This window comes from Virgibacillus sp. LDC1, assembly GCF_025792345.1.
Taxonomy (GTDB): Bacteria; Bacillota; Bacilli; order Paenibacillales; family Paenibacillaceae; genus Paenibacillus_AQ; species Paenibacillus_AQ lautus.
This window is the reverse complement of record NZ_JAOXLZ010000001.1, coordinates 1,701,334-1,727,335: the sequence shown is the minus strand read 5'-3', so window position 1 is coordinate 1,727,335 and position 26,002 is coordinate 1,701,334. Positions and strand designations below refer to the sequence as shown.

Below are 26,002 nucleotides of genomic sequence, written 5' to 3'. Positions count from 1 at the left end.
ATAAATATTTAACTACTTTTCACTGCTCTAATTCATTAAGCTAACGGGTAGGATAACGGAATGAACCCGTAACAACCATAAAGAACTAATCAAAATCATCTGTATATCACATTAAAGGAACATCTTATGATTATATTTTCTTAAAGTCACACCAAAAGATCAAATGTATTGTGAAGCCATAATGACAAAGTTGATTACATCGTATGGCAGTCAGAGCAAGGCGACGCTTGCCTCTTCCGTCTTCAAATGCCGAAAGGGGAAGAGGCTTCCGACTTTGCCGGTCCCGTGCTCGTATCACTATCCACCGTTCAAAGCGAATCAGAAAGATATATAACATCAGCAATTCGGTCAGGTGATTACCTGGAATATACTTTAAAGGAGCCACGTGTTGTGTGGCTTCTTTTTGTATATCAAGTTGTGTAAATCTAGCGGATCTCCACAGCTACTTATGCTAATTTATGTTAAAATCGAAGCATAAAACTACAATTCGCATGATCGCAAAGAAACCGCAACAAGCGTATATCCCTGTTCAGGAGGAACTTAAATGCAAAAACGAATATTGCTCGTTGAAGACGACAACGACATTCATCAATTAATCGAGAGTCAGCTGCAACAAGAGGACTACTCCGTAGTTTCCGCACGTGATGGAGAGGAAGCCCTTGCACAGTTTCAAAGTGAGAAGTTTGATCTCATATTGCTCGATTTAATGCTGCCGAAGATCAATGGCATGGAATTGCTCAAGCAAATTCGAGGGACAAGCAAAGTCCCGGTCCTGATCATCTCAGCGAAAGGCAGCGATTTGGACAAGGCTTTAGGCCTTGGGTTTGGGGCGGATGATTATATCAGCAAGCCGTTCTCCATGATCGAGCTCACAGCCAGAGTCCAGGCAGCTATTCGAAGGGCGACACTGTATGCGGAAACGGACAGCAAACCGGCCAAGCCTCCTGTGCTCAACTATCAGGACCTAGTTCTGGATCTGCATTCGTTCTCCGTAAAAGTCAAAGGAAACAACGTTCCGCTGACATCCAAGGAGTTTCACATCCTAAAGCTTCTTATGACCAATCACAGCAGAGTATTCACGAAGGAGCAAATCTACCAGCTCATCTGGGAAGATGATTACTATGGGAATGAGAACGTCATCAACGTACATATCCGCAGATTGCGGGAAAAAATTGAAGTTGATCCGTCCAATCCGCAATACATCCGGACAATTTGGGGAATCGGATACAAGTTGGGGGAGTAGGCCATGATCCTTTTTTTAACCGTCACGATGAGTCTGTTGATCATGGTAATTGGCTGGCAATCATATCTGCATCATAAACGAAGTCAAAGCATTCTTGAAATCTCAAACCGAGTATCTGACATCCTGCAGCATGAAACGGCCGAGAAAGTGCTGGTATCGACAGGGGATGATCCGGTTCGTCAGCTGTTGATCCAGATCAACCGCCTCCTCGATAACAAGCAGAAGGTCTTTGCGGACTATGCCCGCACGAAGGACAGCCAACGGAAAATGATCTCGAATATGTCCCATGATCTGAAGACGCCGCTGACAGTCATTCTGGGTTATACGGAGAAATTAAATCAGCAGCATGCGTTAACTCCGCAAGAGAAGGAGCAGCTCATGGAGCGACTAAATGATAAAGTAAACAGTCTAATCTCATTGCTGAATCAGTTCTTTGATCTGGTCAAGATCGAATCGGAAGACTATGACATACCGCTTAGCAAAATTTCTCTCAGCGAGGTATGCAAGAGCAGCGTGCTCGAGTATTACGACCTGCTGGTATCCAACAACCTGCAGGTTCAGATCGACATACCAGAACGGCCATGCTTCTTCCTTGGCAACAAGGATGCTCTGCAGCGCATACTGAGTAATCTCATCTCGAATGCCATTCGCTATGGCAGTGACGGCGGAGTATTCGGGTTGACGGTTCGGGAAGAAGGAGGGTTCGTCGCTGTCGACGTGTGGGATCGCGGCAAAGGCATTGCAGAGATTCATCAGGAGCGTGTATTTGAGAGGCTCTATACGCTGGACGATGCGCGCAACCCGCAATTTCAAGGAAGCGGGCTGGGACTCAGCATTACGAAACGCTTAACAGAGGAAATGAATGGGTCCATCTGCTTGAGCAGCTCACAGAGTGAGCGAATGACGACCTTCACCTGCAAATTCAAGCAGTTAACCTACTGAAGCTAAACAAGAGAGGTTGTTCTTTCGTTCAACGTCTCTTTTTCTATGTGGTTCGTACACAGATTTCGATTCTTAAGAAACATGTAAGGATTGGGAAAGGAATATCTTCAATCTCTGGTCTATCCTTTAAATAACAAAGGAAACCAATCGTAAACAAGGCGGTGAATCTCAATGAATGCCATCATACAAACCTCCAAGCTGACGAAGATCGCAAATGGCAATACCATCGTATCCGGCGTCAATCTGAATGTGAGAAAGGGCGAAATTTTTGGTCTGCTGGGTCCCAACGGTGCAGGTAAAACGACAATCATGAAAATGCTCACCGGACTCATCTTGCCAACCTCCGGGACGATCATGCTGTTCGGCAAGCCATTCTCCGAAACCGCGAAGGAGGGACTGAAGCGAGTCGGAAGCATCATTGAATATCCCATCTTCTTCGAGCATCTGACAGCCGTGGAGAATCTTCAGCTTCACTGCGAATACTTGGGTTACTATGATCAGCAGGGGATGCGCCAAGCGTTGGATCTGGTCCAATTAACTGGTATTGAAGGTAAAAAAGTAAAGGAATTCTCCCTCGGCATGAAGCAGCGCCTAGGTATTGCACGAGCAGCCGTCACCAAGCCGGAGCTGATCGTGCTTGATGAGCCCACAAATGGGCTGGACCCCATCGGGATCAAACACATGAGGGATTTGATTCGAACACTGAATCAGGAATATGGGATTACGTTTCTGCTGTCGAGCCATATCTTAGGCGAAATCGAGCAGGTGGCGGACCGGATCGGTGTCATTCGGCAGGGACAGTTGGTCGACGAAGTTTCTCTGCAGGAGTTACGCCGACATGGGACCGATTATATTGAAATACTGACCTCGAATGTGCAAAGATCGGCCTTCTTGCTGGAACAGCAGCTGCAAATTTCCAATATGAAGATTGTACAGGGTCAGCGAATCCGGATCTATGATGCCGAGATATCGCCTGGACAGATCACGAAGCTGCTCGTAGCCCACGAGATCGAAATTGAGGAGATTCAGAAACATACCAGTACGCTCGAAGACTATTTCTATCATCAAATTCAGGGGAAGGGGTGAACCGATATGATGAAACTAATCGAGCTCGAATGGATGAAGCTGGAGCGGAAGAAGGTGATCGGCGAAGCGGTGATATACTGGATCATTCTGATGTTCCTGCCTTTCCTGATACTGAGAGTAGTCTTTGCCGACATGCCGACGATTTCTTTTGGCGAGAGTTACGCAGCCGCCATGGATCTGATGCTGCCCATCCAGCTGGGGTTTCTCTTATTCGGCGCGTCCTTGATCAATCATGTATTCATTGAAGAGTACAAGAATAAGACGATCGCCCTATCATTCGGATACCCGATCAGTCGAAAAAGACTCGTGACGGCGAAAGTGCTGTTTATCTTCCTAGCTGTTTTTCTCGGGACGATGATATCGTTCGTGTTGAGCGGTATTGCGACATATGCGTTCGATCAGGTGACGGATATCATTCCTGGAACGCCTACAGCAGCGGATCTTATGCATTATGCCGCCCGAGCGGTCATTCACTCCGTCGTTGTCGCACTTGCTTCGCTGGTTCCGCTGTTCTGGTTCGGCATCTGGAAGCGAGCGGTCATTCCGACGGTCATTTGCGCGATATTCATGATGCAGTTCCCGAATTTCAGTGGGCTGTTACGTATCACGTTGAACCATGATCTTCTTTATGCTTTATTCTGCCTGTTAGGCTTGGCAAGTGTCTTCTTGTCCGTAAAGTTCGTGAATAAACTAGGGGATTTGTAATGAAAGGATGGGGCAAAATGGCAGTTCATATAAATTCAGTCGAGTTGTCTAATGGAGAAACGTTGTCTTATCGGGATTTGCGGGGTTATGGCGAGTCCAGCTACCGAAATTTGATTCACGGCATGAGGGATTTCTCAAAAGACTGGATTTGATCCATCAGGTGGGCGTAGAGCAGGTCGTATTCATGGGGTGGTCCAACGGAGGAGGGGTCCCCATGCAGTTTGCAGCCGATTATCCGCAGCGCGTGCAGCGGTTGATCCTGCTGGCCTCCATCTCCACGAGAGGCTATGCAGCTGTCAATGCGGAAGGCGTTCGACTGCAGACGAAAGAGCAAATTGAGAATGACCCTAGACTTGCCATGACGTTGCAGGCTAATCAGAGACCGAATCGGGATTATTTTGATCAAGCGATGGGCTTCCTGATGTTCAGTCAAAGCGCAGCGAAAGACCAGACACTAAAAGTATGCCTGGTTTAATTATTGGTTTAATAATTATAGATGTTTTAATAGCTGTAATTTTTGATAGATAGATCGTAATTGGTTTAGACAATCGTTGTAGACATAAATTTAGAGAATAATTGCTTTTAAACGACAAAATCAGAGCTTATTTAAGTGGTGGGTTGCCGTGATTGTGAGTGGATGGAGTATCATAGAAGGAAAAAAGCAGAGAAGGGGCATAGCGTTGGCGTATGCTCCTATTTGTCGGGGTGTATATGTAGAAACCAACTCAATTTAATTCTTAACTCGAAGATATCTCACTTAGTCAAAAATGATTTTAATATCATATGAATATATTACTCTTCTCTTGTTTGTTATTTTCTTCTGCCCTCCTTTCCCACCGTGACTGTTGCGGTTAAAGAGTGGATTGCAAGGGCTGCCGCTGCCCAAATAAAGCGGCGTTTTTTATTTTAGGATTAAATAAAGGGGCATCCCATGGATATCAGAGTTCTATCAATAGTACGACTCTGAATGGCTTCGACAAAGACGGAATCGCCGAGATCGTACGCCACCCGTAGCTCGCCGAGTCGTCAAAACGTAGGAAGCAGGACGACCTTCGGTCCACCTGCATCAAGACGTGCTTACAGATTGAAAAAAAGCTGATTTTCATGGTCAAGTATCATGTTTTATCAGTTCGGAATAAGCTACAATCATCGATCAGATTGGAGGCTTACTAATGATAAATAACCCCTATTTATGCTCATATAGTCGATTCCCTCAACCATCTTATTATTATCCGTATCCTGCACCATATTATGGCGTTTATTCTCTTAATGGCAACCATTTCGGACATGGCATTGGTGTTCATGCTGGTGGTCAGCTTGGGGGTGATTATGGAGCAGGTATTTTTGTCGGTGGTCATCTCGGGAGTGGCCAGGGAATAGGAGCTCATGCTGGCAGCCATCTCGGTGGTGACTATGGAGTAGGAGTTCATGCTGGCGGCCAACTCGGTGGTGGTCATGGGATGGGAGTTCATGCAGGTGGATATCTTGGTGGAAAATATGGTGTCGGTGGTTATACCGGTGCACATCTTGGTGGGGGACATGGTTTTGGCTTCGATGCCGGTGCCCATTTAGGCGGTTATAGTGGTCAGTTCGGTTTCCAGTTTGGCGGACATAAGGATGAGTACCGGTGATAGAAAACGGTTCTTAAAAGGAAACAAGCTATCGTTTATCGGTAGCTTGTTTCTTATTCGTAGGGTTCCAGCCATATGTCGAGGGACAAGAACATGGTCCCTCGACATTTTCGAGGAGTGCCACCGAAATGTACCGACGCGGTTACGTCAAAGTCCTGCCTTGTCTTGATGATTCTCATTCTTACATCACCTTAGAATTAAATTGACCCCTTGAAAAAGGGGTCTTGGTACTAGGTCACGAATATGATATATATTCCAAAATGTGCTAGAATCGGTTCTTGCATGGCGTGGATTCGTATATATGTATGCAAATTTGCTGGCAGGACACAAAACAACAGACTAGTAGATCTGGCAACATGTTTGAGGGGGAATCAGTATATGATCCGCTATCCATTGTTACAGAAAGGGACGACGATAGGCGTCACCGCCCCATCATCCGGCGTAAAAGGACCTTTACACGAGTTGGTAAAACAGTCAATTGGCCGTTTGAAAGAGAAGGGCTATCCGGTGATTTGCGGGGAAACAGTATGGACTCAAGAGAAAGCAAAGTCGGCATCTGCCACTATAAGGTCTACAGAACTTAACGCTTTACTGCAGAACGAAAAGATTGGAATGATCTTCCCGCCATGGGGCGGAGAACTGTTGATCGAAATAGTGGATCGAATCGAATATGATCATATTCAGCCCAAGTGGATTCTCGGCTACTCAGATACGAGTGTTCTATTACTGGCTGTTACGCTCGCTACAGGAATAGCCACAGCTCACGGTACGAATCTGATCGATTTGAGAGGGGAATATGCGGACGAGACAACTGCAATGTGGGAAACCGTGCTGGCGACGCGGGTCGGTGAATCCGTTCAGCAATTTTCGTCAAAGCTGTTTCAAAAGACATGGGATCACGAAAATCCTTCGCCATGTGTTTTTCATCTAACCGAGTCTACCGCATGGCAAACATCAGGCAATAATGCCCGTGTACGCGGGCGTCTACTTGGGGGATGTATTGATGTCATCCGGCATTTGATTGGGACGCCGTATGGCAATGTACGGACATTCCAGAGTCAATTCATTCATGGCGAGCCGATTCTTTGGTATCTTGAAAATTGTGAATTGAACGTAACCGACCTTCGGCGTTCACTTGTACAAATGAGACTGGCCGGTTGGTTTGACCATTGTAGCGCCATCCTATTCGGCAGAAGCGATGCGAACAAGCCCATCGACGATTATGAAGTATTGGATGTGTACCGAGAGCTTGCGGAGGAGCTAGGCGTTCCAGTAGTCTACGATATCGACTGCGGTCATGTGCCCCCACAGATGACGTTCGTCAATGGAGCACTAGCGGAAGTCGAAGTAACGAATGGCATAGCCTCCGTAATACAGTTTTTCGAGTCGTAAGTCTTAATTTATGAGTGCCTAAAATTCATAGATGGATAAAGTAAGATCAAAGAAAGGGCCATCCCTCAGAGGATAGCCCTAAAACTTGCCGTTACAGACTAGGCGGTTTATGTTGGCTGATCAAGACATTACATTGGCTTGTCTATGGTGGGACAGAAATAATCCATGGCTCAGAAACTTGGATACCTGACTTGTTAAAAGATTTAGAGGATCTTTACCAGGAAATTGTGTAGTATCTTTAAGCTAACGGGAAACGATAACGAAATAGACACGTAGGCAGTCGGCGACGCGATCGGCTAAATTAGCGGCTTTCAATGTGAGCATAATCTTGTTCCCCGACAAATCATTATAGAATGCAAATTAGCGAGTAAATGTCCACACCAACTGTTTATTTGTTAACAAAAAAGGTATCGTTCCTCTGCAACGCATGTGAATTAATTTTTCTTTTCTCCTTCTTGCTACAATCCGTTCATCTGAGTTTACACTCTTAACGATCCCTCCTTAAAATATTTATCATGAAACAAAGCTAAAGTAGTTTTTGCATCTGTTATGGCCTCTAATAATGGTTTGCCTAATTGATCCGTTATTGATCCGTTATTGACACGATATCTTCTTCATCTATTGGTGTATTTAAAATGGTGAAAATGTCAGATAATGGTTGATGAATTTGTTTGAGTGGACGTAAAATGGCATTAATTGAGTAATGGGCACTTCTCAAAGTACGAATAACTCGTAGCTGTTCAAGTTCCCGTTCTCCATATGCCCGATTACCATTGTTCATTCTTGGAACGGTAATAAGTCCGTTACGTTCCCAATTACGTACAGTTTCAGTTGTAGCATCCAGAAGTAGTGCTACTTCCTTTCGAGATAAGTACGTGTACTGACCGTAGGTTCCTTTCTCAACCATTTTTCAACAACTTCTGCAGCAGGGGCCTGCCGGCAGATTTCAGGCAGGCGTTATTTCTTTTAGGTGAATAGTGCCATTATGTTTCTAGCACTTTGCAGTGAGCTGGGCCGGTCGCAAATAAAGATTAAAGTATCACAACATCGTAAGTAATGGAGAATAGAAGCGGTTGCTCTTATCATCGACGGAGGGTATTCCGTAAAGTTTTGCCCTTTGACGCTTGAGGAGCTTGCAGCAACCCTGTTGATTTGTTCCGGAAGCCATTGTATAATGATTTAGTTATTGATCAATCACTTTTGAAAGGAGGAAGAAGAGGATGGCTAAACCCGAAACAACGACAGTTAATCGCAGATCCGAGATTATCTCCGCAGCGATCGAAGTGTTCGCAGAAATCGGATACTACCGAGCTACGACGGCGCAGGTGGCGGAACGGGCGAAAATTTCGCAGCCTTACGTCTTCCGTTTTTTCGCGACTAAGGAAAATTTATTGCTGGCCGCCCTGGAGGTTTCTTGGTCCCGGGTCATCGAATCATTCCGTAAGTTGGTGGAGACGACTTCGCCAGAATTGCTGGAGACCAAGCTTATTCAGGAGTACATGAACATCCAGGAGATGTACCAGAACGAGGTGCTTTTGCAGATGCAGGCGCAGACCATTCGGGAAGATGCAATCCAGGAGACGATGCGGAGCGGCTTTAAGGAAGTCCGTGATATGGTGCTGACTGCCTTCCGCGAAGCTGGTATTGATAAGCCCGAAGAGAGAACGATGCTGTTTCTCGCCCGTGGAATGCTGTGCAATGTTGCCGTTGCGATTAATTTGCCTGAATTGATGAAAGGATGAGGAGGTGAAATTTGTTCCAAATGGTTATTGACCAACTGATAACGATCTGATATAGTGAAATCACCAAGTTAGTAATTGATCAATCACTAACAGAAGAAACGAGGAGGTGAGGAAAGTCCCACCTATTGGCACAGACTCGATCGAAAGTGATCAAAGGGACTATAACGAAAACCTTCAAGAGGTTTGGCGGATCGAATATTTTTTTAACAGTGTGTAATTGATCAATCAATAACAGGAGGAAATTCTTATGAATTCAATGGTTCAACCGGCAATCGCGAAATCTCGCCATATGTCGCTTCGGTGGTGGGCGCTAATCGCGCTGGCTTTAGCTCAATTTCTGGTCGTGCTTGATGCATCCATCGTTAATATCGCGCTTCCCTCTCTAGGCTCAGAACTCCACCTAAGCACAAATACGCTGAGCTGGGTCATTACGGCTTACGTTTTGCCCTTCGGGGGCCTGCTGCTTCTCGGTGGAAGGTTGTCGGATCGATTCGGACATCGAAGATTATTCATGACCGGAGTCGCCGGATTTGCGCTTGCTTCGGCCGCAGCCGGATTGGCAACTTCGGGAGCCTGGCTGCTCACGGCCAGAGCGATCCAGGGCGCATCGGCCGCTCTGCTCGCCCCGGCCGCGCTTGCTCTTGTCACCAAGCTGTTCGCAGATCCTCAGGATCGGGCGAGGGCAATCGGCATTTGGGGTGCAGTTGCAGGTATCGGCAGCGCGGCGGGTGTCTTGCTCGGAGGCGTGCTGACGGCTTCGCTTGGCTGGTCCGCAGTGTTCTATGTGAATGTTCCTGTAGCGGCATTGGTTCTGGCGGCAGTTCCCTTGCTCATCACCAAAGATTCGCTCGGCGAACGCATAACTCTGGATATGACAGGCTCGGTTGCGGTAACGGGGGGCATCGTAGCGCTTGTGGCCGCGCTTTCCGGAACAGAGCGGGTCGGCTGGACGTCCCCGCAGACGCTGATTCTGGCAGGCTTGGCAATTGTGCTGCTGGGATCGTTCATCTTCCTCGAGAAGCGTGCTGCGAATCCACTTATGCCGCTGGACATCTTCCGTAACAAATCGGTTACGGGCGGCAATCTGGCGATGTTCCTCATCGGAGGGGCGACAACGGGATTATTCTTCGCACTCTCGGTTTACATGCAGCAAGTGCTTCATTACGATGCGTTAAAAGCAGGGCTCACCCAGCTCCCGTTAGCCGGCGCACTGGTCGCAATTGCCGGAGTCGTTCCCACGGTGGTTAAGGCAATTGGTCCAAGCAAGACGCTTGCGACATCGCTGATCCTGCTGGCCTCAGGGCTAATCTGGTTATCTCTATCGCCAAGTGACGCTACGTTTGCTGCCAATTTGTTAGGACCGTCCATTTTGATCGGAATCGGTCTGGGAGGCGCCTTCGTCTCAGGAACAGAGCTTGCGGTTCACGGTGTAGCGGACGAAGAAGCTGGGCTTGCCAGCGGCTTGGTCAATACGAGCCAACAGATCGGCGGAGCCATTGGACTTGCGGTGCTGACAACGGCGGCATCGGCTCGAAGCGATCGCTTGTTGGGCCGCGGCGTATCCGAAGCACAAGCGTTGACCGGAGGATTCTCCTGGGTGTTCCTTGGAGCTGCTGCGTTCGCGATTATTGGAGCGATAGTGGTCCTCGCGGTTGTAAGGCTTCCCCGTTTTACGAAGTAAGTGACCAATCAATCACAAGATGTTTGCGACGCGCAGTTAGTTAGGAACCAAGTCAGATAATCTTCAGGATATCAATATAACTTATTAAGCGTTACATGAAATCCAAGTTCGTAATCAATTACAAATCCAACGAAATGAGGTCAATGAAATGAAAAAGTTGATGGTAAATGGGGTAGCCAGCATAACGGGATCGGAGAACACGGAAGAATTGTTCGTACTGGAGGGCACGGTCGACGTTGACCGAAATGCACAGGTCATCGTCGACCTGTCCATTGAGATTGAAGCTTCGCAGGAGATCGTATGGCAATTACAGACTGGCGTCGAACAGTGGCCGACTTGGCAAAAGGATATCACGCAAGTGCGGTTATCCGGTCCAATCGCGATAGGAAGCACGTTTTGGTGGGAGACTCATGGGCTACAAATCGTCTCCACAATCCTTGAGGTTGAACCCATGAAACGTATTGTATGGGGAGGTCCAGCACATGGTATCGAAGGCGTTCATGTATGGAGCATCACCCCCACACCTAAAGGAGTAATCGTGCACACCGCGGAATCCTGGGACGGTCCGCCAGTAGCAGCTGATCCCGACGGCATGAGCGCTGCACTTACGGCTTCGCTGAATGCCTGGCTCGCCGCCCTCAAATCAACAGCCGAGAGCTTGCAGCTGACATCGGCGGAATAGTAATTAATTAATCAATCATACGAGGTGAAAATAATCTTGAATAAAAGAAAAATCGTTAAACGCCTGATTTACTTCGGCCTTCCTTTAACTTTGGTGCTTCTGGTCGGAGCGGTGCTTGTCACTTATTTTTGGCAAATGCGACTTCAGAAGCCGGAAGAAATCAACATGGCTTACCATCAGATGGGGGCCGACATGACTCGAATGGTAAACATGACCCATATGGAGGGCATGGAGCATATGGAGGGCATGAGGAAATCTTCCTCCGAAGAAGGCGCTGTGTCTTGTTCCTCAATCACGACCCCGGAGTCATCGGCTCCGATTCGCAAGTTCGATCTGAAGGCCGCCCGGACGACATTAAAATTGGACAACGGTAAGACCATCGATGCTTGGACTTTCAACGGCTTATCTCCGGGTCCGGAACTTCGCGTCACGGAGGGCGACCAGATTGTTGTTACTCTACATAACCAAGATATTGAGGACGGCGTTACGATTCATTGGCACGGAATTACGGTTCCGTGCTCGCAGGACGGGATTGCGGGAGTAACGCAGGACGCCGTTCCGCCTGGGGAACAGTTCACGTACACCTTCATTGCGACGACTCCGGGCACGTATTGGTATCACTCTCATCAGATGAGCTCGATTCAGGTAAGCAAAGGACTTCTAGGCGCGCTCATCGTCGAGCCGAAAAACGGTTCTGAATCCGATACTTCAACATCGGAGACAACAGCCTTTTATCAACAGCTAGGTTCTTCCATGCTGGTGAACGGAAACGAGAGAGGACTGACGATCCCGGGCAAGCCAGGCGAACGGGTCAGACTAAGGCTGATCAATTCGAGCAATGAAACGATGGAATATGGCGTCGACGGGGCTCCCTTCCGGGTCCTGGCGATGGATGGCCACGATCTGCATGAACCCGGTCTGCTGGAAGGGACGATAGTTCCGATAGGGGCGGGCCAGCGTTATGATCTGCTTATCCAAGTTCCAGGGTCGGGTAAAGTCGTCGTCAGCAGCTCCTCGGCTAAGGGTTTACCGATTATGATAGGCAGCGGAAGCCAGCCGCAGCATAAAGAAGACGGGCAGCTCTTCTCGTTTCTCGATTACGGCACCCCGTTGCCTGAAGACCCCGTCTTACATGTCAAGCCCGATCGGCATTTTGAGCTTAAGCTCGGCCAAACTCTTTTCACCAAGTCAATTAACGGAAAATCCTTTCACGATATTCCTCCGATGACCGTGAAAGAGGGCGACCATGTTTTCATTACTGTCTCCAACGAAGGCGGAGGTGATCATCCTTTTCACCTGCATGGGCATGTGTTCCGAGTCTTGAGTAAGAACGGCGAAGCTTTGCAAGGCAGCCCGGTGTATCTCGATACGGTTCTGACGAAGAAGGGTGAGACCTATGAGCTGTACCTGGAAGCTGACAATCCCGGCCTCTGGATGATACATTGCCACAACCTCAAGCACGCCTCGATGGGTATGAGCATGATGTTGAATTACGAAGGCATTACGACGTCATACCGGGTAGGAACCAAATCAGGCAATCTTCCCGACCTATAACGAAAGTATTACCGTTAATTCGCAAAGGAGCTCAAGTTCATGAACAAAGACGCGAAGACATCCATCAACCGCCGAACCGACATCATCTCTGCGGCGATTGAAGTGTTTGCCGAGACCGGTTACTACAGAGCCACTACGGCCCAAGTCGCTCAGCGGGTTCAAATCTCACAGCCTTACGTGTTCCGCTTCTTCGCTACGAAGGAGCAGCTGTTGTTGTCAGCGCTTGAAGTATCTTGGTTGCGAATCTTTGAGTCATTCCACCAAGTGATCGAGTCCGCGTCTTCGGAGCGGTTGGAAGCTAAATTGACCGAAGCTTACGAGAAAATTTCGGAAAGCCATCGCAACGAAATGCTTCTACAGATGCAGGCTCAAACGATTCAAAAAGATCCGATCCAAGAAGCCATGCGTTATGGGTTCCGAGGGGTACACCGAATGGTGCTCGAAGCTTTCCGTCAGGTGGAGAATTCGAATCCCGAAGAGAGTACGATACTGTTCCTTGCCCGCGGGATGCTATGTAACGTTGCCGAAGCTATTCGATTGCCAGAACTGAAGGAAAGTTAAAAGAAACGGTTGTTCTTCATTATCAAGATTAAAAACGCAAATTGTGATGATCGATAAATTACAAATTGAAGGTAATGGTGATTGGAGCAACCGGCGGAACGGGAGCCGCGATTACGGAAGAACTGGTTAGACGAGGGATTCATACGATTGCATTCGGGCGATCACGTTAGAAATTAGAGCAGTTCGCGGTTCGGCTAGGGAACCCTGCACATCTGACGCTTGCCGTAGGGGACGCAATGAAGCCCGCTGATATTGCGTCTCAAGCAGGCGACGCGGACGTCTGGTTCCATTGCGCGAATGTTCCTTACCATGAGATGTCAACCAAGTTGATTCCGCTAGGCGAGTCGGTGATGGAGGCGGCTTCGCCTACGATCAGAATTGGAATGTACAAGTGCCGAGGGACAAGAACATATTCCTATTGAAGTCGCTATTTTAGCGGCTTTTATATTTTATCGGTACAAGTTCTTGTCCTTGGCTTGGGACAAGAACTTGTACCGATTACCGATTAGATAAACAACTAAATATGAAGATTGTCTAATGACACAAAAGTGTCTACTTTGTTGGAATTTGACACAAATAAGACTACATTATAGGTGATATATTCAAAAGCGCATGCTTAATGAATCCTGGCCTGTTATGTGGGGCATTCTGGAAACTCAACTCATCAAACGTCATTTCTAGGTTGTGATTTTGAAGACCTTTAAGGTGTCGGGAGTAAAGATCATTGCCCCATTGAAATCGCTCATTTAGGCATTTTTTTCTTTTAACGGACGATTGGACTTAAACTTAAAATGTGCAGGAATAGACAATATCGTGCTGAGACCTGCGTAACTCTTCTCGCTTTTTCTTTTGTTGAAACCAAAAAAACAACACACGTTCTAATACACCCCTAATTCCAGTTTTAACGGGTTCACTATAACTCTTCGTATCTGGGGATTTTATTGGGGGTTTGAGGCGTTTATATACCTATTTAAATTGCTCTCATGTCTATATTGACCCAGGGTTTTTGGTCGATTATATTTATCGAGAACGCGTTCGATATTAAGATGAGATATTATTTAGACAGAGGGAGAAGATAGGATGGAATTTGTTTGGTATTTAGTTCTTATTTTGCTTTTCACTAAACTAGCTGGAGACTTATCAGTACGTTTAGGTCAACCAGCTGTACTTGGAAAACTAATTGTCGGGATACTTCTAGGTCCTGCCGTACTTGGTTGGATAGATAGTAATGAATTTATCCATTACGTATCAGAGATAGGAGTATTGCTGCTTATGTTTATTGCTGGTTTGGAAACAGATGTAGAACAACTGAAGAAAAATTGGAAATCAGCAGTCGCTGTTGCTGTTGGTGGAATTATATTACCTTTCATCGGAGGGTATGGAGTTGCAGAGTTATTTGGTTTTTCAGTTAATTACGCCCTTTTCATGGGAGTATTGTTTAGCGCAACTTCCGTAAGCATTTCTGTTCAAGTATTAAAAGATCTGGATCGTCTTGGTTCGAAAGAAGGAACGACTATACTTGGGGCAGCTGTAGTAGATGATATTTTGGTCGTCATTCTACTCGCTTTCATGGTGAGTTTCCTGAGCACGGGTCAGGAAATATCCATGGGCCTTCTTATAGGTAAGAAGGTGTTATTTTTCGTCGGTGTTATTATTGCAGGATGGCTTATTGTTCCTCAGGTCATGAATTGGCTTTCCAATTTAAAGGTTACAGAGCCTGTGATTTCAATTGCACTTGTCGTGTGTTTTGGATTTTCTTATTTCGCAGATTTGATGGGGATGGCCGGTATAATTGGTGCATTTGCTGCGGGAATAGCGATCTCACAAACGGCCTTAAAACACACCGTTGAACAAAAAATCGAGCCCATCGCGTATTCGATTTTTGTCCCTGTCTTTTTTGTAAGCATTGGGCTCAATGTATCCTTTCAAGGGGTTAGTCAACAAGTAGGCTTCATAGTAGTATTGACCATAGCCGCAGTTCTGACCAAATTGCTGGGAGGTGCTCTTGGAGCGAGAATTACAGGTTTTAATAACTTATCATCGTTTGCTGTCGGAGCTGGCATGGTATCAAGAGGGGAAGTTGCATTAATCATTGCTTCCACAGGCCTACAAGCAGGACTTCTACTACCAGAATATTTCACATCTGTTGTCATTGTGGTTATTCTGACGACATTAATTGCTCCACCGTTGTTGAAGATCCTATTTCAACCACAAGGTAAATTGAATAGTTCCAAAAAAATCGGACTATAGCGGGCTTTAATGGGTTGATTTAAATATCGAAGCTCTATCTGTTTTTCATATAAGCCAAAGAACGAAGGTTGGACTGAAGATTGCGTTAATTTTCATCTGGATAGTTTGCATGACATCAAACATCTTCATGATCGTGTATACCTTATCAAGACGGATGATGATATTGATTTATTAGATAAGTATCTCCTTGAATGTTTTAGGAACAACGATAGTTACTTTCTGTTGCAAATTAGTGAGATGCCTATTAGGCACCGTCATCAAGCTCTCGTTTCTGAGGATCTTTCCACGTGGTTGCAGCTTTAAACGAGGTGAGAAAAGCGAACTATCAGATGATAGTTCGCTTTTTATTGATACAATGAGGAATCAGATAATGTTCCGATAAGCACAAATCTGAAATAACAGTAAAAAAACACTGAAGGAACGCTCTAGGTTTTTTTAGATATTAATTAACTTCTCCATAATCTTAACATCCACATATTTGCCATCCAAGATCCCTTGGTTTTCGAAAACCCCCACGTCACGGTAACCAAGTTTATGATATAAGCCTTGACCATTATGATTAAACGGAAAGGTGAACAACACGATTTTGTAAAAGTCTTTCTCCTTAGCGATCTCCTCTAGACGCTCCAGAAGAATGCTTCCAACTCCCTTACCCCTAAAGGCTCTGTCAATGTAAACGGATAGGTCGGCAACGCCGTCATAAGCACATCGCAGTGAGTAAGGGTTGAGGGAAGCCCAGCCGATTACTACACCATCCTGCTCAGCAACAATGACTGCATAACGCTCCTGGTGTTGTTCGAACCAATTATTCATATAGGCAATATCTTTTTGATCAACTTCTAGTGTCGCAATGCGATCCTCGATTCCTTGATTATAAATGTGCAATATACGTTCCACGTCGCCAGTATCTGCTTCTCTAATCAAAGGGGTTTTCATTGTTAGTTCCTCCTATGTAGGAAATATAAGCTTAGCAGCAGGTGACACAGCAGGTATTTATGCGTGGTTGTCTTGAAAACGAGAAAGCTATACGTGTTTGTATTCTATTGAGTTCTTTATTGGTTATCTCTCGGCTTTTTTGAATGTGAAGGTCATTTTTCATTAAATACTGCAACGTAAGAATGTAGCAACATCGTAATTCATCTCCTATGTATCAAATTTATTATTCAGATAATGGGCCGCAGCATTTATTAGATTTCGCCATCGCATCGTTAAAAATTTTAACGGAGTGTAGCACGGTTTCTTTTTCAAACTCGGTCATGTACGAAAACACTTCGTTAAGATATTCATTCATTTGTTGATCAATGGTAGTCGCTATAAACTTTCCTTCCGTCGTAAGAGCCAGTGTATAAACTCTTCGGTCCTGTGGATCCTGAGTTTTTTTCACTAAATTCATTTTGATTAAGGATTGGACCTGTCTGCTAAACGTTGTAATATCAGTTCCCAAAGTTTCAGCGATTTGTTGCATCGAAGGGTTGTGCTGCCGGTCAATCTCATACAAGATGTGGCTTTGTACTAACGAGACATCGTTTCCTCCGACGCTGCAGCAGGTTTTATTTAGAAGACCAAATCTTCGGGTCATGATCTGAAACAACTCACGAGCATTTTCCATTTCGAATCACCTCTTGTCATAGTTATACAACATATATTTGCAACATGCAAATATAACACGGAATCCATATAAGATTTTGAATTTCATTTCATATGAGTTGAGTGAATGATTATTAATCAAAATATTTTGATTTAGTCCTTGAACATACAATTTTTTCATGTTATGCTTCATTCATCAAATTTTATTGATGGATGGTGGGACGTCCAATGATGAATTACTACACAATGGAAAAATTGATTGAATATCAACAAAATGAAATTGAGCTGAAGGCACGACAAATGTGGAAGTGGTTGAATTCACAACACTTGAAACAGACGACGAGCATCTCGGCACCTATCACTGTTCAACCAACCACTGCTTGTTGCCATTGCTGCTAAATGGAGGTAAAGTGTTTATGATCAAAGAACTGAACGTTATCCAGCCATCCAGCATGGATGTTGATTTTGTCCAATACGAAACTAAATTCAAAGCATTGGCAGATCAGAAAAGACTGAAGATCATGCATGAGCTCAGTCAAAAAGGTAGTGTTTGTGTCTGTGACCTGATGGAAATCATGGAAATGCCTCAGTCAAAGCTATCGTATCACCTAAGAATCCTACTCGATGCCCAGATGATCACTCTCGAGACGAGAGGGACTTGGAGCTATTATGAGTTAAATCATGCTGTAGTTAATCGGCTGCTTTCTCCTGAGTTATGTTGTATTTTTCGTTCGATAGGCGACAAGCAGAATGGATGCTGCTCATAAAGTCCAAAGGTCTTCATTCACTATAGTACTACTTTTGTAGCTTATACTTGAAATATGCAAATAAGAAGATTATGGTTCATTTTTAGTTAATAAATCAAAAAAATTGATGTATATCAAATAGGAGGGCTTACGAATAAAAAAATTGAATTTGACGATCCTGCCAAGGCTCAGGGTACTGACGAAGAAAAATGGGCTGTTTTTTAACGTGTTCGCGATCAAATCGACGAGCGTATTCAAAAATTCGCTGAAACCGGCGAGTAATCAAGTAGGTTGTAGGAGCCGGGAACTTTTCTCGGCTTCCTTTATTACTAGAGGGAAACGACATGACATCCATTGAAATTTATGAGCTGGCCATGTGCTGTTCTACAGGAGTATGTCGGCCCCACAAAAATAGCAGGCAACGAAGAACATGGAGAAGAAATACCATGCCGTACATGAAGATAAGATCTATATGGGCGGAGCCGCTGATGTCGAAGAAATGGTTAAACAGGAAGGGGTCCAGGTTGTGGTGGATCTTCGAGAAGAAGCCACGGAGTGCGCATCAACTGATGCCAACGTGAAATGGATTAAGATCCCCCTGGGCGACAATGCAACAGAGAGCGAGGAAGTTTTATTTAAAAAGGCGATCGATGAAGTAGTAAGTGCCTATCACAATGGCCAAAAAGTTGCTTTTCATTGTGGGGGAGGTAAGGGAAGAACAGGAACCGTTGCCATTGGAACTTTGCTAGCCCTAGGAGAGGCCCAAACCATTGCCAAAGCTGAGGAAAAAGCTAAGATTAATCGTCACATTATTCAAATAAAGCCGACGCAAAGGGAATCCCTCGCAAAAATATTTGAAGCATAGTCTTATGATAGCCACCTGTTCTACAGGCGGGGCTATTTAAATGGACTCATTTTAAAGTTAAAACTTGCAAAATACAAATATCTGAGTTATAACTGATCTAAGGTTAGATACATACAATGTGAGTGGGTTTTAATTTCTATGCTCCTTGAAGTGGAATAAGGGACGTATTCTAAGAGTTATTACTTGCATTTTGCAAATAACGTAATTTCTTTATTATTCCAAGGGTCCGTGAAATCGACACTAAGCAACTGGATAGAAATGCGGGATTTTAGTGCTTTATCTTTATTAAGTTCGATTAGTGCTGCAACGTTAACAGGAATACTACTCACCCTCAAATTAGCTGCAGATCCTTTCCTTGGTTATTGGGTTGGAAGGTTTCGTGATATCAGGCAGTCGAGAACAGAATGGTTAACAGGAAGTATCACAGTGGTTGGTATTCTATTTGTTATCATCGCATTCCATCTCCATACTATTGTGTGGCTCTCAACGCTTATCTTATTATTTCTCGTATCTTCAATCGTAACTACATTATTAGATGCTGATGCTGCTCAATATGCAGCTGATTCATCCAATAAACATTACGTCGTATTTTCGTATTCCATGACGGTTGATATAGGTGCCGCGTTAGGTCTGTTTCTGGGTGTCACACTGCTCTCTGTACTAGGAGACGCCGCATTGAATGTTGGAGCTGCTCTATTGTTAGTTTTGTGTGAATTCGTATTGCTTCGAGTGAAGAAAAGGGATCGGAAAAGTGAAATCCTAAGTGATGTTGATAACCATACATTATGTGGGAGGAGAGAATGACAATGAATCATGTTTTAGATGTCCTAGTCATTGGTGGCGGGCAATCGGGATTAGCATCAGGGTACCACCTGAAACAAAGAGGTTTATCCTTTTTAATTTTGGAAGCGAGTGGGGAAGCTGCAGGTTCGTGGCCGAATTACTACGATAGTTTAAAGCTGTTTTCGCCGGCTAAATATTCATCCCTACCCGGACTATCCATACTGCCTCCAGGTGATCGATACCCCAATCGAGATGAGGTTGTTCAGTATCTTAAAAACTATGCGTCTCACTTTCAGTTACCGATTACCTTTCATCAACGTGTTGAGCAAGTTTCTAAAGAATCAGGTGTTTTTCAAGTTCGTACAACTTCGGGAGAGACATATACAGCACGCAACGTGATTTGCGCTACCGGTTCTTTTAACAAGCCATATATCCCATCGATACAGGGCCAGGAAGATTTCAGAGGTACTATCGTACATTCCGCCTTTTATAAGAAACCGGATCCCTTTCGGGATCAATCGATTATCGTTGTTGGTAGGGGAAATTCAGCCGTGCAAATCGCAATGGAGTTAGCGGAAATATCCAATACCACGTTAGCTGTTCGTGAGCCGGTCTCGCTTGTTCCGCAGCGTTTTTTAGGAAAGGATATTCATTTTTGGTTTATTATCACCGGTATCGATTCTCATTGGCGGATAGGGAAGTCATTAGCCAAAGCATCTTCCGTCATGGACCTGGATGGGTATAAACAAAGGTTGAAGGATGGCAATCCAAAGCAAAAGATCATGTTTACATCGTTTTATGAAGATGGGGTGATCTGGCCAGATGGTTCAAAAGAGAAGGTGGATAGTGTTATTTTTGCAACTGGGTTTCGTTCCAATCTTTCCTTTATCAAAGATCTTGAAGGGCTTGATCCTAAGGGAGATCCATTACAAGACCGAGGCGTAAGTACAGTTGTACCCGGTCTATATTATGTGGGCCTATCCGGACAACGAACCTTTGCTTCAGCAACCCTCCGCGGGGTTGGTCCGGATGCAAAGTATGTTGTGAACCATATTCATAAAAATGCTAAGTGAACTTTTATAGCAGGTTAGCAAGTTTCATAAGAAAAGAGATTCAAATGGAATTTCATGTGATTAATTCTTATCCAAATATCCAGCATTCAAACAAACGTTGGGAAGAAGAACTGGATGAGAAGGAGCATTTAAAATTCTAACGGTCAAACCATATATCAATTTGCGGAAAAAGAAAATCATAATTGGATGAATCCAAGGCTTTTATTAAATATTAGGTTCAAGGATCAAAATCGAGAATTACATCGTAATAGTTATCTGATTAACGACATGATATAAGTTAAAAGGCTCCAGCAAAATTATCTGGAGCCTTTTTTATGATTCATATAACCATCTAACATTTTTTTAACGAAGGAGGCAGATAGAGGGGACAAGAATATGGAAGCTTAGAAAGTCGCATGCGGGAAGCGTCTTTTCTGTTGTATTAACTGACTGCCCTAAGAAATTTGGTTGTAATCTGAAATCGCTGATTACTAGAACAGATATAGGCAAACACAGGGTTCTTAGTATTTTATTTCTAGGAAGAATATTGTAAAATTAGGTTGTTAACGTGACCCCATGCAAGATACATGTACGAATAAAGTTCTTCAACATTTGAATAATCGCTCTGCTAGAAAAAATAAACTGGGAAACGCGTTGGAAGAATGTTTGATATTGATTTGAGAGTAGACGGCATAGACCAAGAGCAGAGAGATACTGCAACAAAATCTATATATAACCTTGCCCTTCATCTAACTTCAGAACTAAATTCTGAAGGATCTTGATTCAATTGTTTACACAAGTGCATTTAAAGAGGATATAATTTCATTCCAACGGTCAAAAGTACGTTCAGGAGGGGCTTAGACAAGAACATAGCCCCATTGAAAGTCGCTATTTTAGCGACATTTTTATTTTATCGGTACAAGTTCTTGTCCTGAGCCATGGACAAGAACTTGTACCGATTGCCGTAAAGGACAAGAACATAGTCCGATTACCGATTAGATAAGGATCTAACTATGTTTCCATGCAATCTCATTAAGCTTACGGGCAGATTAGTTCAATCAAGCCACTGTAATTTTGGAACACTTAACCTAAAGTTTCGTATAAAGGAAAAGAAGTCCGAGGGGAGTGGTAAATGATGAAAGTGGTCATTATCGTTATTGTATTTGGACTGATATTTGCAGCATGTAGTAGTTCAGATCGAACAAGTAAAATCATAACTGATTCCATAACCAAACCAACGATTAATACAGTAACCAAAAATGAGTTAGATTCCGGGCAGGTCATCTACAATCATAACTATGACAACATGGATCGTGGGAATCATGATTTAAAAGGTCAGGTTGTGGTTGATTTGAAGTATTACAATGATCATGCGATGGTCGCGGTGATATCGTATATTTTACAAATCCTGAAACTAAAAAGAATCTTAGTGAGTACAGTATTTCTAGATTAATCGGGTTACCTGGCGAAAAAGTAAAGATTGAAAAAGGACAGATCTATATTAACGGGAAATTGCTTGATGCCTTTTACGGAAGAGCACATCGACTGGGTGCTGATCTCGATAGTTTGAAAAAAGCTTTAGAGCGTGTTGACTTAGAAGATTACATACGAAAAAACATTAAAAACAATGTGGATTATTTTCAACAACTGAGCATGGAGGAAATCGAGATCCCCGAAGACAGCGCTTATCTTGTAGGTGATGATTGGTTACGCAGTAATGATAGCAAATTGTTCGGCTCATTACCCACAGATAAAATTGAGGGGAAAGTGGTTGGGGTGATCGGTAGCCCGTAAAGCTAACGGGAAACGTTAGTTCCATACAAACACAGCGATTGAAATTTGCTATTAAATGAGCTGAAAGTGAAATTTTGAAAAGCAAACCTGCGGAAGATCGCTCTATATAATTATAAAGATTATTTTATTAAAATATTTTCTAGGGTATGTCGATTTTTTTATATACCGTTCGTCAATTAAATAGAGGCAAGAAAGAATGCTTCAAACTCATACGTTAAAGGAGAAATGAAATGAAATTTCTGTGCTTGGGTTACTTGGAGTCAGATAAAATGGATGCCCGCCCAAAGGATGAGATTGATGCTATAATGAACGAATGTCCACCCCACCTAGAAAATTTCTACAAGAGCGGCCAAGTGATTATCGATGCTGGTCTCGCATCCGAAACGAAATGCTTGCGGCGGGCGAATGGGAAAGTGAAGGTTATGGACGGTCCTTTTATCGAAACGAAGGAGATGATCGGTAGTGCTTTTCTCATAGAAGCACGGGATATGGAGGAAGCTATCCGGATTGCTTCCTTACATCCAACTGTACAAGTGGCATCAGGCGAGCAGTTTGGATGGGGGATTGAGATCCGGCCGATCAATTACTTTGAATCGAGAGACTAGAATCAACTGTTTTACGGAAAAGATCGTTCAATATATGAAAGTAAGGGCCATTCCGCAAGGAGTGGCCTTAAAAGTTGCCGTTACAGTCAGTGCGGAGATCGTGAAGGAGATAAGAAGCGGGGCTTCGGTTCGAGCACAGACAGATCCCTAGCTGGATATGAATTGCTGCAAGCATTAAATAGCTGTCTGTTGGATGCAACGCCCTACTTGTCCGATTGGTTTGAAGAGGAGTGTCGGGGGATCTTTCTATAGACCTAATCAATCATAAAAGAACATAATGGCCGATCAAGAAGCTGATTGACTGGCAAAAGACTTGCCTTTGAAACCGGAACGAGTTTACGACTTTATTAAAAACCAAAGAGTGATGCCACTCAAAATTGCCAAATTGATAAATAATCGACTTGCAACCTTCTTTCTTTTGTATTCTTGACAGGTGATTGTTTTTGATAAAAAAATACAGTCTATTCCAGATGGGATTTGCTAAGCTGAATTTAGCGATAAAAAATACTCCGAACAACGTCTTCGGTCTTAAAAGGAGGCTAGATATGGAGACATCCGGAATAGTCCAGCTGGCGATCGACTATATAGAAGAACAACTTTATGAGCCCCTTTCGTTAGAAAACATCGCAGAGGCTGCCGTTATGTCGGTTCCCAATTTATACCGCTTATTTTATGCGATGACGGGCCACCCAATTAAAGAGTATGTACGCAAACGCCGGATTAGCGAAGCAGCCCGTCTTTTGCGTTATACCGATCATGCAACTATCGACATTGGGATTGGTTGCGGATTTCAATCGTACCAAACATTCATCAATACATTTAAGCGAAACACTGGTTTGACTCCGGGTCAGTATCGACAAGCGGAATTCATATTCAGTTTTGAGCGGATCAACCTGCTTGAACGAGTGACCTACCTTGAAGAAAGAGAGATGTTCGATCGTTTCCCAGACGTAAAGGTTATCCGACTGTCTCCTCAGAAAGGTATAGGTTTTCTCTATGCCGCCGAACAGGAGGAAGGCATTGAAGATGATGCCCTTATCCAATTCCATACCATCTTGGAAAAGAGAGGGCTAGACTTGAATCAATTGAGGATATTCGGGTGGAATGTTGATATGCAAGGAAGTCAACAACGCTACGGCTACCAACTGGCGGCTGTCGGCGAGACCGTGACACCTTGCATAGAAGATCCGAACTTACACCTTATTGAACTGCCTGGAGGTCTTTATGCGGTAACGCGTACTACGGCGGGGTCCTGTCGGACAATCATTGACACTTGGAATCATTTGGTCTCCGATTGGCTTCCGCTAAGTACGTTCGAACTCGGAGAACATAATTTTCTTGAAGAGTATCAACAGTTCAGCAAAAAGATTGCTCGCTTGAAGCTCTATCTCCCTGTCGAGCGCCGTCATGAGACAGAAACCATCGAAATCCTGGAGCGTTCAGCGGTGAAGGTCATCTCTTTTCGAGAGGAAGGGAAGGATTGCGTGATACGGGCAGACAAGGCTTCTGTCCAATGGTTAAGAAGGAATGGGTTTATCGGGGATACTCGCATCAATCTATTCATGAGTTGCAGCTTTCCAGCGGATGAAAGACTCGCATATGAAGTCCACATTGCACCACCGGATGAATTTGTCCCGTCAAAGGAGGATTTGCATCGGACGAACTACTTGGAAGGCGGACTGTACGCCTGTATAACCACAAGAGCTTATGGCTCAATGTCAGGAGTGCTTGAACGGATCTATCGCTGGCTTAGTTCGACCCCGGATTATGGACCAGATGGCAAACGCTCGTGGTATTCGTACTACGTACCTTATATAGGGAATAATCCAGGTGAGGGAAGGGAATTCGAACGCTCAGTTTCTGTAGAGTGCTGCGTACCTGTCATTTTACGAGGATGATCTTTGTATCTGAAAGGATGTATGAAAAATGGGTCGAAGTGCGAGAAAGTACCATAACGCAGATGGTTACAAGCCTACTCTTATTCCAGCAGCATTAAAAATGATTAGAAACGTTGATGAACAAAGGGATGAAACGGATATGAAGGAAAATGAGGAATTCAAAATGGAAGAAGGACTGGAAGACATTACGGGTATTACTTGTATTTACGTACCAGTAAAGGATGTTTACGAGTCCATTAAATGGTACCAAAAGAATTTAGGGTACCAACCTGCAAACAACGATCGTGTTGAGCCCGGGATTGTGATGGCTGTTTTGAATTTTCCCGATCGGAATGGAAACCTGCCTTCACCTGGTTTAAGGCAAGCTGTACCCGCTCTGTTCCTTCACAAATCAGACGAAGAGGGCGGTCGTTTACGCTTTTCATGGTCATTGGACAGCGGCAAACCCCATGCAATGGCATGTTTTATTACACCACGGATCGAAGAGCTATTTGAACGTTTTAAGAAAAACGGAGTGAATATTTTAGGAGAACGGGTCACAAGCGGACCAAACATAACGTTTGCTGACCCTGACGGAAACATATGGGAGGTTTGGCAACCATAACCGAACAGATCTATTACGCTAACGGGAAACGATAGCTATAAAAACAAGAAGGCATCAACGTGATCAGCTGATGTTTTCAACTAGCGGACTGACAATAGGGATCGTTGCAAAAATGCTGACGATCCTTTTTTGTCTACCTTTAGGGACATAGGAAAAGGAAGCTTAGTGTTAACTAGGCTTCCTTGAAAATAGCGATTTATTTGATTTGAGATCTATGACTGTACAAATACTCAATGATTATATTCTTTTCTTCACACCCCCCATCAATTTTTTTTGAGAAGGAAAATAATTGTATGCAACAAGTTACATGCCTCATTATTTGTTATCTATTGTAATATATATCAAAATTCTCGAAGGAAGTTATAGAATTTTTTTAATTTTTTTTATTACTTCTGTGAAGGTGTCGAGGGACAAGAGCATGATCCCTTTGAAAGTCGCTATTAGCCGCTTTTTTCGTTTTATCGGTACAAGTCTTGTCCCGAGCCAAAGGCTCCTGACTCGACCGTACACTTACATGTTGAGAACAAACATATGGATATTGCAGATATAAAGATTGAAGGAGAACGTGTCTTATGGGACGCCAGATTTTCACTTTTATA

27 protein-coding genes and 2 pseudogenes are annotated in these 26,002 nt (G+C 44.3%); 26 read left to right on the top strand and 3 right to left on the bottom strand.

The window, feature by feature from the left end:
- The first annotated feature begins 544 nt into the window (after positions 1-544).
- The 8 genes from OHJ21_RS07825 to OHJ21_RS07790 all read left to right on the top strand — a co-directional run bounded on the left by OHJ21_RS07825 (position 545) and on the right by OHJ21_RS07790 (position 6,999).
- The gene (locus OHJ21_RS07825; protein ID WP_486019727.1) at positions 545-1,243 is read left to right on the top strand and encodes a response regulator transcription factor; all 699 of its coding nucleotides are present in this window, start codon (positions 545-547) and stop codon (positions 1,241-1,243) included.
- A 3-nt stretch (positions 1,244-1,246) separates the two neighbouring features.
- Entirely contained in the window at positions 1,247-2,185 is a 939-nt protein-coding gene (locus OHJ21_RS07820) for a sensor histidine kinase (protein WP_486019726.1), read from the top strand.
- Positions 2,186-2,356: 171 nt separating this feature from the next.
- Complete coding sequence (locus OHJ21_RS07815; RefSeq protein ID WP_100537140.1) at positions 2,357-3,271, top strand: ATP-binding cassette domain-containing protein; 915 nt, start codon at positions 2,357-2,359, stop codon at positions 3,269-3,271.
- A gap of 6 nt (positions 3,272-3,277) precedes the next feature.
- Positions 3,278-3,976, top strand: coding sequence for an ABC transporter permease (locus tag OHJ21_RS07810; protein WP_486019725.1), 699 nt, complete (start codon positions 3,278-3,280; stop codon positions 3,974-3,976).
- Between the two features lie 17 nt (positions 3,977-3,993).
- Positions 3,994-4,128, top strand: coding sequence for a hypothetical protein (locus tag OHJ21_RS07805; RefSeq protein WP_486019723.1), 135 nt, complete (start codon positions 3,994-3,996; stop codon positions 4,126-4,128).
- A gap of 32 nt (positions 4,129-4,160) precedes the next feature.
- The gene (locus OHJ21_RS07800; protein ID WP_243390858.1) at positions 4,161-4,451 is read left to right on the top strand and encodes an alpha/beta fold hydrolase; all 291 of its coding nucleotides are present in this window, start codon (positions 4,161-4,163) and stop codon (positions 4,449-4,451) included.
- A gap of 697 nt (positions 4,452-5,148) precedes the next feature.
- The gene (locus tag OHJ21_RS07795; protein WP_486019722.1) at positions 5,149-5,607 is read left to right on the top strand and encodes a hypothetical protein; all 459 of its coding nucleotides are present in this window, start codon (positions 5,149-5,151) and stop codon (positions 5,605-5,607) included.
- 378 nt (positions 5,608-5,985) lie between these two features.
- Entirely contained in the window at positions 5,986-6,999 is a 1,014-nt protein-coding gene (locus OHJ21_RS07790; protein WP_326113771.1) for a S66 family peptidase, read from the top strand.
- A gap of 583 nt (positions 7,000-7,582) precedes the next feature.
- On the opposite strand, the gene OHJ21_RS07785 is transcribed toward OHJ21_RS07790, so the two are convergent.
- Positions 7,583-7,906, bottom strand: a complete 324-nt coding sequence (locus tag OHJ21_RS07785; RefSeq protein WP_486019721.1) for a MerR family transcriptional regulator — start codon at positions 7,904-7,906, stop codon at positions 7,583-7,585.
- 313 nt (positions 7,907-8,219) lie between these two features.
- Here OHJ21_RS07785 and OHJ21_RS07780 point away from each other — a divergent pair, with 313 nt between their 5' ends.
- The 7 genes and pseudogenes from OHJ21_RS07780 (at position 8,220) to OHJ21_RS07750 (ending at position 15,469) form a co-directional block, all read left to right on the top strand.
- The gene (locus OHJ21_RS07780) at positions 8,220-8,741 is read left to right on the top strand and encodes a TetR/AcrR family transcriptional regulator (RefSeq protein WP_394055914.1); all 522 of its coding nucleotides are present in this window, start codon (positions 8,220-8,222) and stop codon (positions 8,739-8,741) included.
- 247 nt (positions 8,742-8,988) lie between these two features.
- Complete coding sequence (locus tag OHJ21_RS07775) at positions 8,989-10,422, top strand: DHA2 family efflux MFS transporter permease subunit (RefSeq protein ID WP_486019720.1); 1,434 nt, start codon at positions 8,989-8,991, stop codon at positions 10,420-10,422.
- 148 nt (positions 10,423-10,570) lie between these two features.
- Complete coding sequence (locus tag OHJ21_RS07770; protein ID WP_486019719.1) at positions 10,571-11,104, top strand: SRPBCC family protein; 534 nt, start codon at positions 10,571-10,573, stop codon at positions 11,102-11,104.
- 36 nt (positions 11,105-11,140) lie between these two features.
- Positions 11,141-12,658 (top strand): multicopper oxidase family protein, encoded by a 1,518-nt coding sequence (locus tag OHJ21_RS07765; RefSeq protein ID WP_486019718.1) that lies wholly within the window; start codon positions 11,141-11,143, stop codon positions 12,656-12,658.
- A 39-nt stretch (positions 12,659-12,697) separates the two neighbouring features.
- Positions 12,698-13,219 carry a TetR/AcrR family transcriptional regulator gene (locus tag OHJ21_RS07760; RefSeq protein WP_486019717.1) on the top strand — a complete coding sequence of 174 codons (522 nt, stop codon included), beginning with the start codon at positions 12,698-12,700 and terminating at the stop codon, positions 13,217-13,219.
- Between the two features lie 74 nt (positions 13,220-13,293).
- Positions 13,294-13,584: pseudogene (locus tag OHJ21_RS07755) on the top strand (NAD(P)H-binding protein); the annotation flags it as partial.
- A gap of 715 nt (positions 13,585-14,299) precedes the next feature.
- Positions 14,300-15,469 carry a cation:proton antiporter gene (locus OHJ21_RS07750; protein WP_486019716.1) on the top strand — a complete coding sequence of 390 codons (1,170 nt, stop codon included), beginning with the start codon at positions 14,300-14,302 and terminating at the stop codon, positions 15,467-15,469.
- Positions 15,470-15,904: 435 nt separating this feature from the next.
- On the opposite strand, the gene OHJ21_RS07745 is transcribed toward OHJ21_RS07750, so the two are convergent.
- Both OHJ21_RS07745 and OHJ21_RS07740 read right to left on the bottom strand, forming a co-directional pair.
- Entirely contained in the window at positions 15,905-16,405 is a 501-nt protein-coding gene (locus tag OHJ21_RS07745; RefSeq protein ID WP_100537132.1) for an arsinothricin resistance N-acetyltransferase ArsN1 family A, read from the bottom strand.
- A gap of 223 nt (positions 16,406-16,628) precedes the next feature.
- Entirely contained in the window at positions 16,629-17,078 is a 450-nt protein-coding gene (locus tag OHJ21_RS07740; protein WP_486019715.1) for a MarR family winged helix-turn-helix transcriptional regulator, read from the bottom strand.
- Positions 17,079-17,508: 430 nt separating this feature from the next.
- Between OHJ21_RS07740 and OHJ21_RS07735 the strand changes: the two genes are divergently transcribed.
- The 11 genes and pseudogenes from OHJ21_RS07735 to OHJ21_RS07685 all read left to right on the top strand — a co-directional run bounded on the left by OHJ21_RS07735 (position 17,509) and on the right by OHJ21_RS07685 (position 25,403).
- The gene (locus OHJ21_RS07735; protein WP_486021008.1) at positions 17,509-17,823 is read left to right on the top strand and encodes an ArsR/SmtB family transcription factor; all 315 of its coding nucleotides are present in this window, start codon (positions 17,509-17,511) and stop codon (positions 17,821-17,823) included.
- Between the two features lie 147 nt (positions 17,824-17,970).
- Positions 17,971-18,084: pseudogene (locus OHJ21_RS07730) on the top strand (arsenate reductase); the annotation flags it as partial.
- A 62-nt stretch (positions 18,085-18,146) separates the two neighbouring features.
- Positions 18,147-18,383 carry an arsenic metallochaperone ArsD family protein gene (locus OHJ21_RS07725; protein ID WP_486019714.1) on the top strand — a complete coding sequence of 79 codons (237 nt, stop codon included), beginning with the start codon at positions 18,147-18,149 and terminating at the stop codon, positions 18,381-18,383.
- Positions 18,275-18,667 carry a protein-tyrosine phosphatase family protein gene (locus OHJ21_RS07720; RefSeq protein WP_486019713.1) on the top strand — a complete coding sequence of 131 codons (393 nt, stop codon included), beginning with the start codon at positions 18,275-18,277 and terminating at the stop codon, positions 18,665-18,667. Before OHJ21_RS07725 ends, OHJ21_RS07720 begins: the two co-directional genes overlap by 109 nt.
- A 228-nt stretch (positions 18,668-18,895) precedes the next feature.
- Positions 18,896-19,471 (top strand): hypothetical protein, encoded by a 576-nt coding sequence (locus OHJ21_RS07715; RefSeq protein WP_486019712.1) that lies wholly within the window; start codon positions 18,896-18,898, stop codon positions 19,469-19,471.
- Between the two features lie 2 nt (positions 19,472-19,473).
- On the top strand, positions 19,474-20,523 hold the full coding sequence (locus tag OHJ21_RS07710; protein WP_486019711.1) for a flavin-containing monooxygenase: 1,050 nt from the start codon (positions 19,474-19,476) through the stop codon (positions 20,521-20,523).
- Positions 20,524-21,634: 1,111 nt separating this feature from the next.
- Positions 21,635-21,955 carry a hypothetical protein gene (locus OHJ21_RS07705; protein WP_486019710.1) on the top strand — a complete coding sequence of 107 codons (321 nt, stop codon included), beginning with the start codon at positions 21,635-21,637 and terminating at the stop codon, positions 21,953-21,955.
- Complete coding sequence (gene lepB / locus OHJ21_RS07700) at positions 21,892-22,296, top strand: signal peptidase I (protein ID WP_486021007.1); 405 nt, start codon at positions 21,892-21,894, stop codon at positions 22,294-22,296. Before OHJ21_RS07705 ends, lepB begins: the two co-directional genes overlap by 64 nt.
- 230 nt (positions 22,297-22,526) lie before the next feature.
- Positions 22,527-22,901, top strand: a complete 375-nt coding sequence (locus OHJ21_RS07695; protein ID WP_100537127.1) for a YciI family protein — start codon at positions 22,527-22,529, stop codon at positions 22,899-22,901.
- A 545-nt stretch (positions 22,902-23,446) separates the two neighbouring features.
- Entirely contained in the window at positions 23,447-24,799 is a 1,353-nt protein-coding gene (locus OHJ21_RS07690) for a helix-turn-helix domain-containing protein (RefSeq protein ID WP_486019709.1), read from the top strand.
- Positions 24,800-24,827: 28 nt separating this feature from the next.
- Positions 24,828-25,403 carry a VOC family protein gene (locus OHJ21_RS07685; protein WP_326113718.1) on the top strand — a complete coding sequence of 192 codons (576 nt, stop codon included), beginning with the start codon at positions 24,828-24,830 and terminating at the stop codon, positions 25,401-25,403.
- Positions 25,404-26,002 lie beyond the last annotated feature (599 nt).

Bases quoted from the DNA above. Each gene is read 5' to 3' on its own strand.
- OHJ21_RS07685 (WP_326113718.1), top strand. From the start codon at position 24,828: ATGGGTCGAAGTGCGAGAAAGTACCATAACGCAGATGGTTACAAGCCT.
- OHJ21_RS07720 (WP_486019713.1), top strand. From the start codon at position 18,275: ATGGGCGGAGCCGCTGATGTCGAAGAAATGGTTAAACAGGAAGGGGTC.
- OHJ21_RS07735 (WP_486021008.1), top strand. From the start codon at position 17,509: ATGGATGTTGATTTTGTCCAATACGAAACTAAATTCAAAGCATTGGCA.
- OHJ21_RS07790 (WP_326113771.1), top strand. From the start codon at position 5,986: ATGATCCGCTATCCATTGTTACAGAAAGGGACGACGATAGGCGTCACC.
- OHJ21_RS07810 (WP_486019725.1), top strand. From the start codon at position 3,278: ATGATGAAACTAATCGAGCTCGAATGGATGAAGCTGGAGCGGAAGAAG.
- OHJ21_RS07775 (WP_486019720.1), top strand. From the start codon at position 8,989: ATGAATTCAATGGTTCAACCGGCAATCGCGAAATCTCGCCATATGTCG.
- OHJ21_RS07800 (WP_243390858.1), top strand. From the start codon at position 4,161: ATGGGGTGGTCCAACGGAGGAGGGGTCCCCATGCAGTTTGCAGCCGAT.
- OHJ21_RS07760 (WP_486019717.1), top strand. From the start codon at position 12,698: ATGAACAAAGACGCGAAGACATCCATCAACCGCCGAACCGACATCATC.
- OHJ21_RS07785 (WP_486019721.1), bottom strand. From the start codon at position 7,906: ATGGTTGAGAAAGGAACCTACGGTCAGTACACGTACTTATCTCGAAAG.
- OHJ21_RS07820 (WP_486019726.1), top strand. From the start codon at position 1,247: ATGATCCTTTTTTTAACCGTCACGATGAGTCTGTTGATCATGGTAATT.
- OHJ21_RS07795 (WP_486019722.1), top strand. From the start codon at position 5,149: ATGATAAATAACCCCTATTTATGCTCATATAGTCGATTCCCTCAACCA.
- OHJ21_RS07725 (WP_486019714.1), top strand. From the start codon at position 18,147: ATGACATCCATTGAAATTTATGAGCTGGCCATGTGCTGTTCTACAGGA.
- OHJ21_RS07750 (WP_486019716.1), top strand. From the start codon at position 14,300: ATGGAATTTGTTTGGTATTTAGTTCTTATTTTGCTTTTCACTAAACTA.
- OHJ21_RS07695 (WP_100537127.1), top strand. From the start codon at position 22,527: ATGAAATTTCTGTGCTTGGGTTACTTGGAGTCAGATAAAATGGATGCC.
- OHJ21_RS07745 (WP_100537132.1), bottom strand. From the start codon at position 16,405: ATGAAAACCCCTTTGATTAGAGAAGCAGATACTGGCGACGTGGAACGT.
- OHJ21_RS07705 (WP_486019710.1), top strand. From the start codon at position 21,635: ATGATGAAAGTGGTCATTATCGTTATTGTATTTGGACTGATATTTGCA.
- OHJ21_RS07825 (WP_486019727.1), top strand. From the start codon at position 545: ATGCAAAAACGAATATTGCTCGTTGAAGACGACAACGACATTCATCAA.
- OHJ21_RS07780 (WP_394055914.1), top strand. From the start codon at position 8,220: ATGGCTAAACCCGAAACAACGACAGTTAATCGCAGATCCGAGATTATC.
- OHJ21_RS07710 (WP_486019711.1), top strand. From the start codon at position 19,474: ATGAATCATGTTTTAGATGTCCTAGTCATTGGTGGCGGGCAATCGGGA.
- OHJ21_RS07740 (WP_486019715.1), bottom strand. From the start codon at position 17,078: ATGGAAAATGCTCGTGAGTTGTTTCAGATCATGACCCGAAGATTTGGT.
- OHJ21_RS07690 (WP_486019709.1), top strand. From the start codon at position 23,447: ATGGAGACATCCGGAATAGTCCAGCTGGCGATCGACTATATAGAAGAA.
- OHJ21_RS07815 (WP_100537140.1), top strand. From the start codon at position 2,357: ATGAATGCCATCATACAAACCTCCAAGCTGACGAAGATCGCAAATGGC.
- OHJ21_RS07805 (WP_486019723.1), top strand. From the start codon at position 3,994: ATGGCAGTTCATATAAATTCAGTCGAGTTGTCTAATGGAGAAACGTTG.
- OHJ21_RS07770 (WP_486019719.1), top strand. From the start codon at position 10,571: ATGAAAAAGTTGATGGTAAATGGGGTAGCCAGCATAACGGGATCGGAG.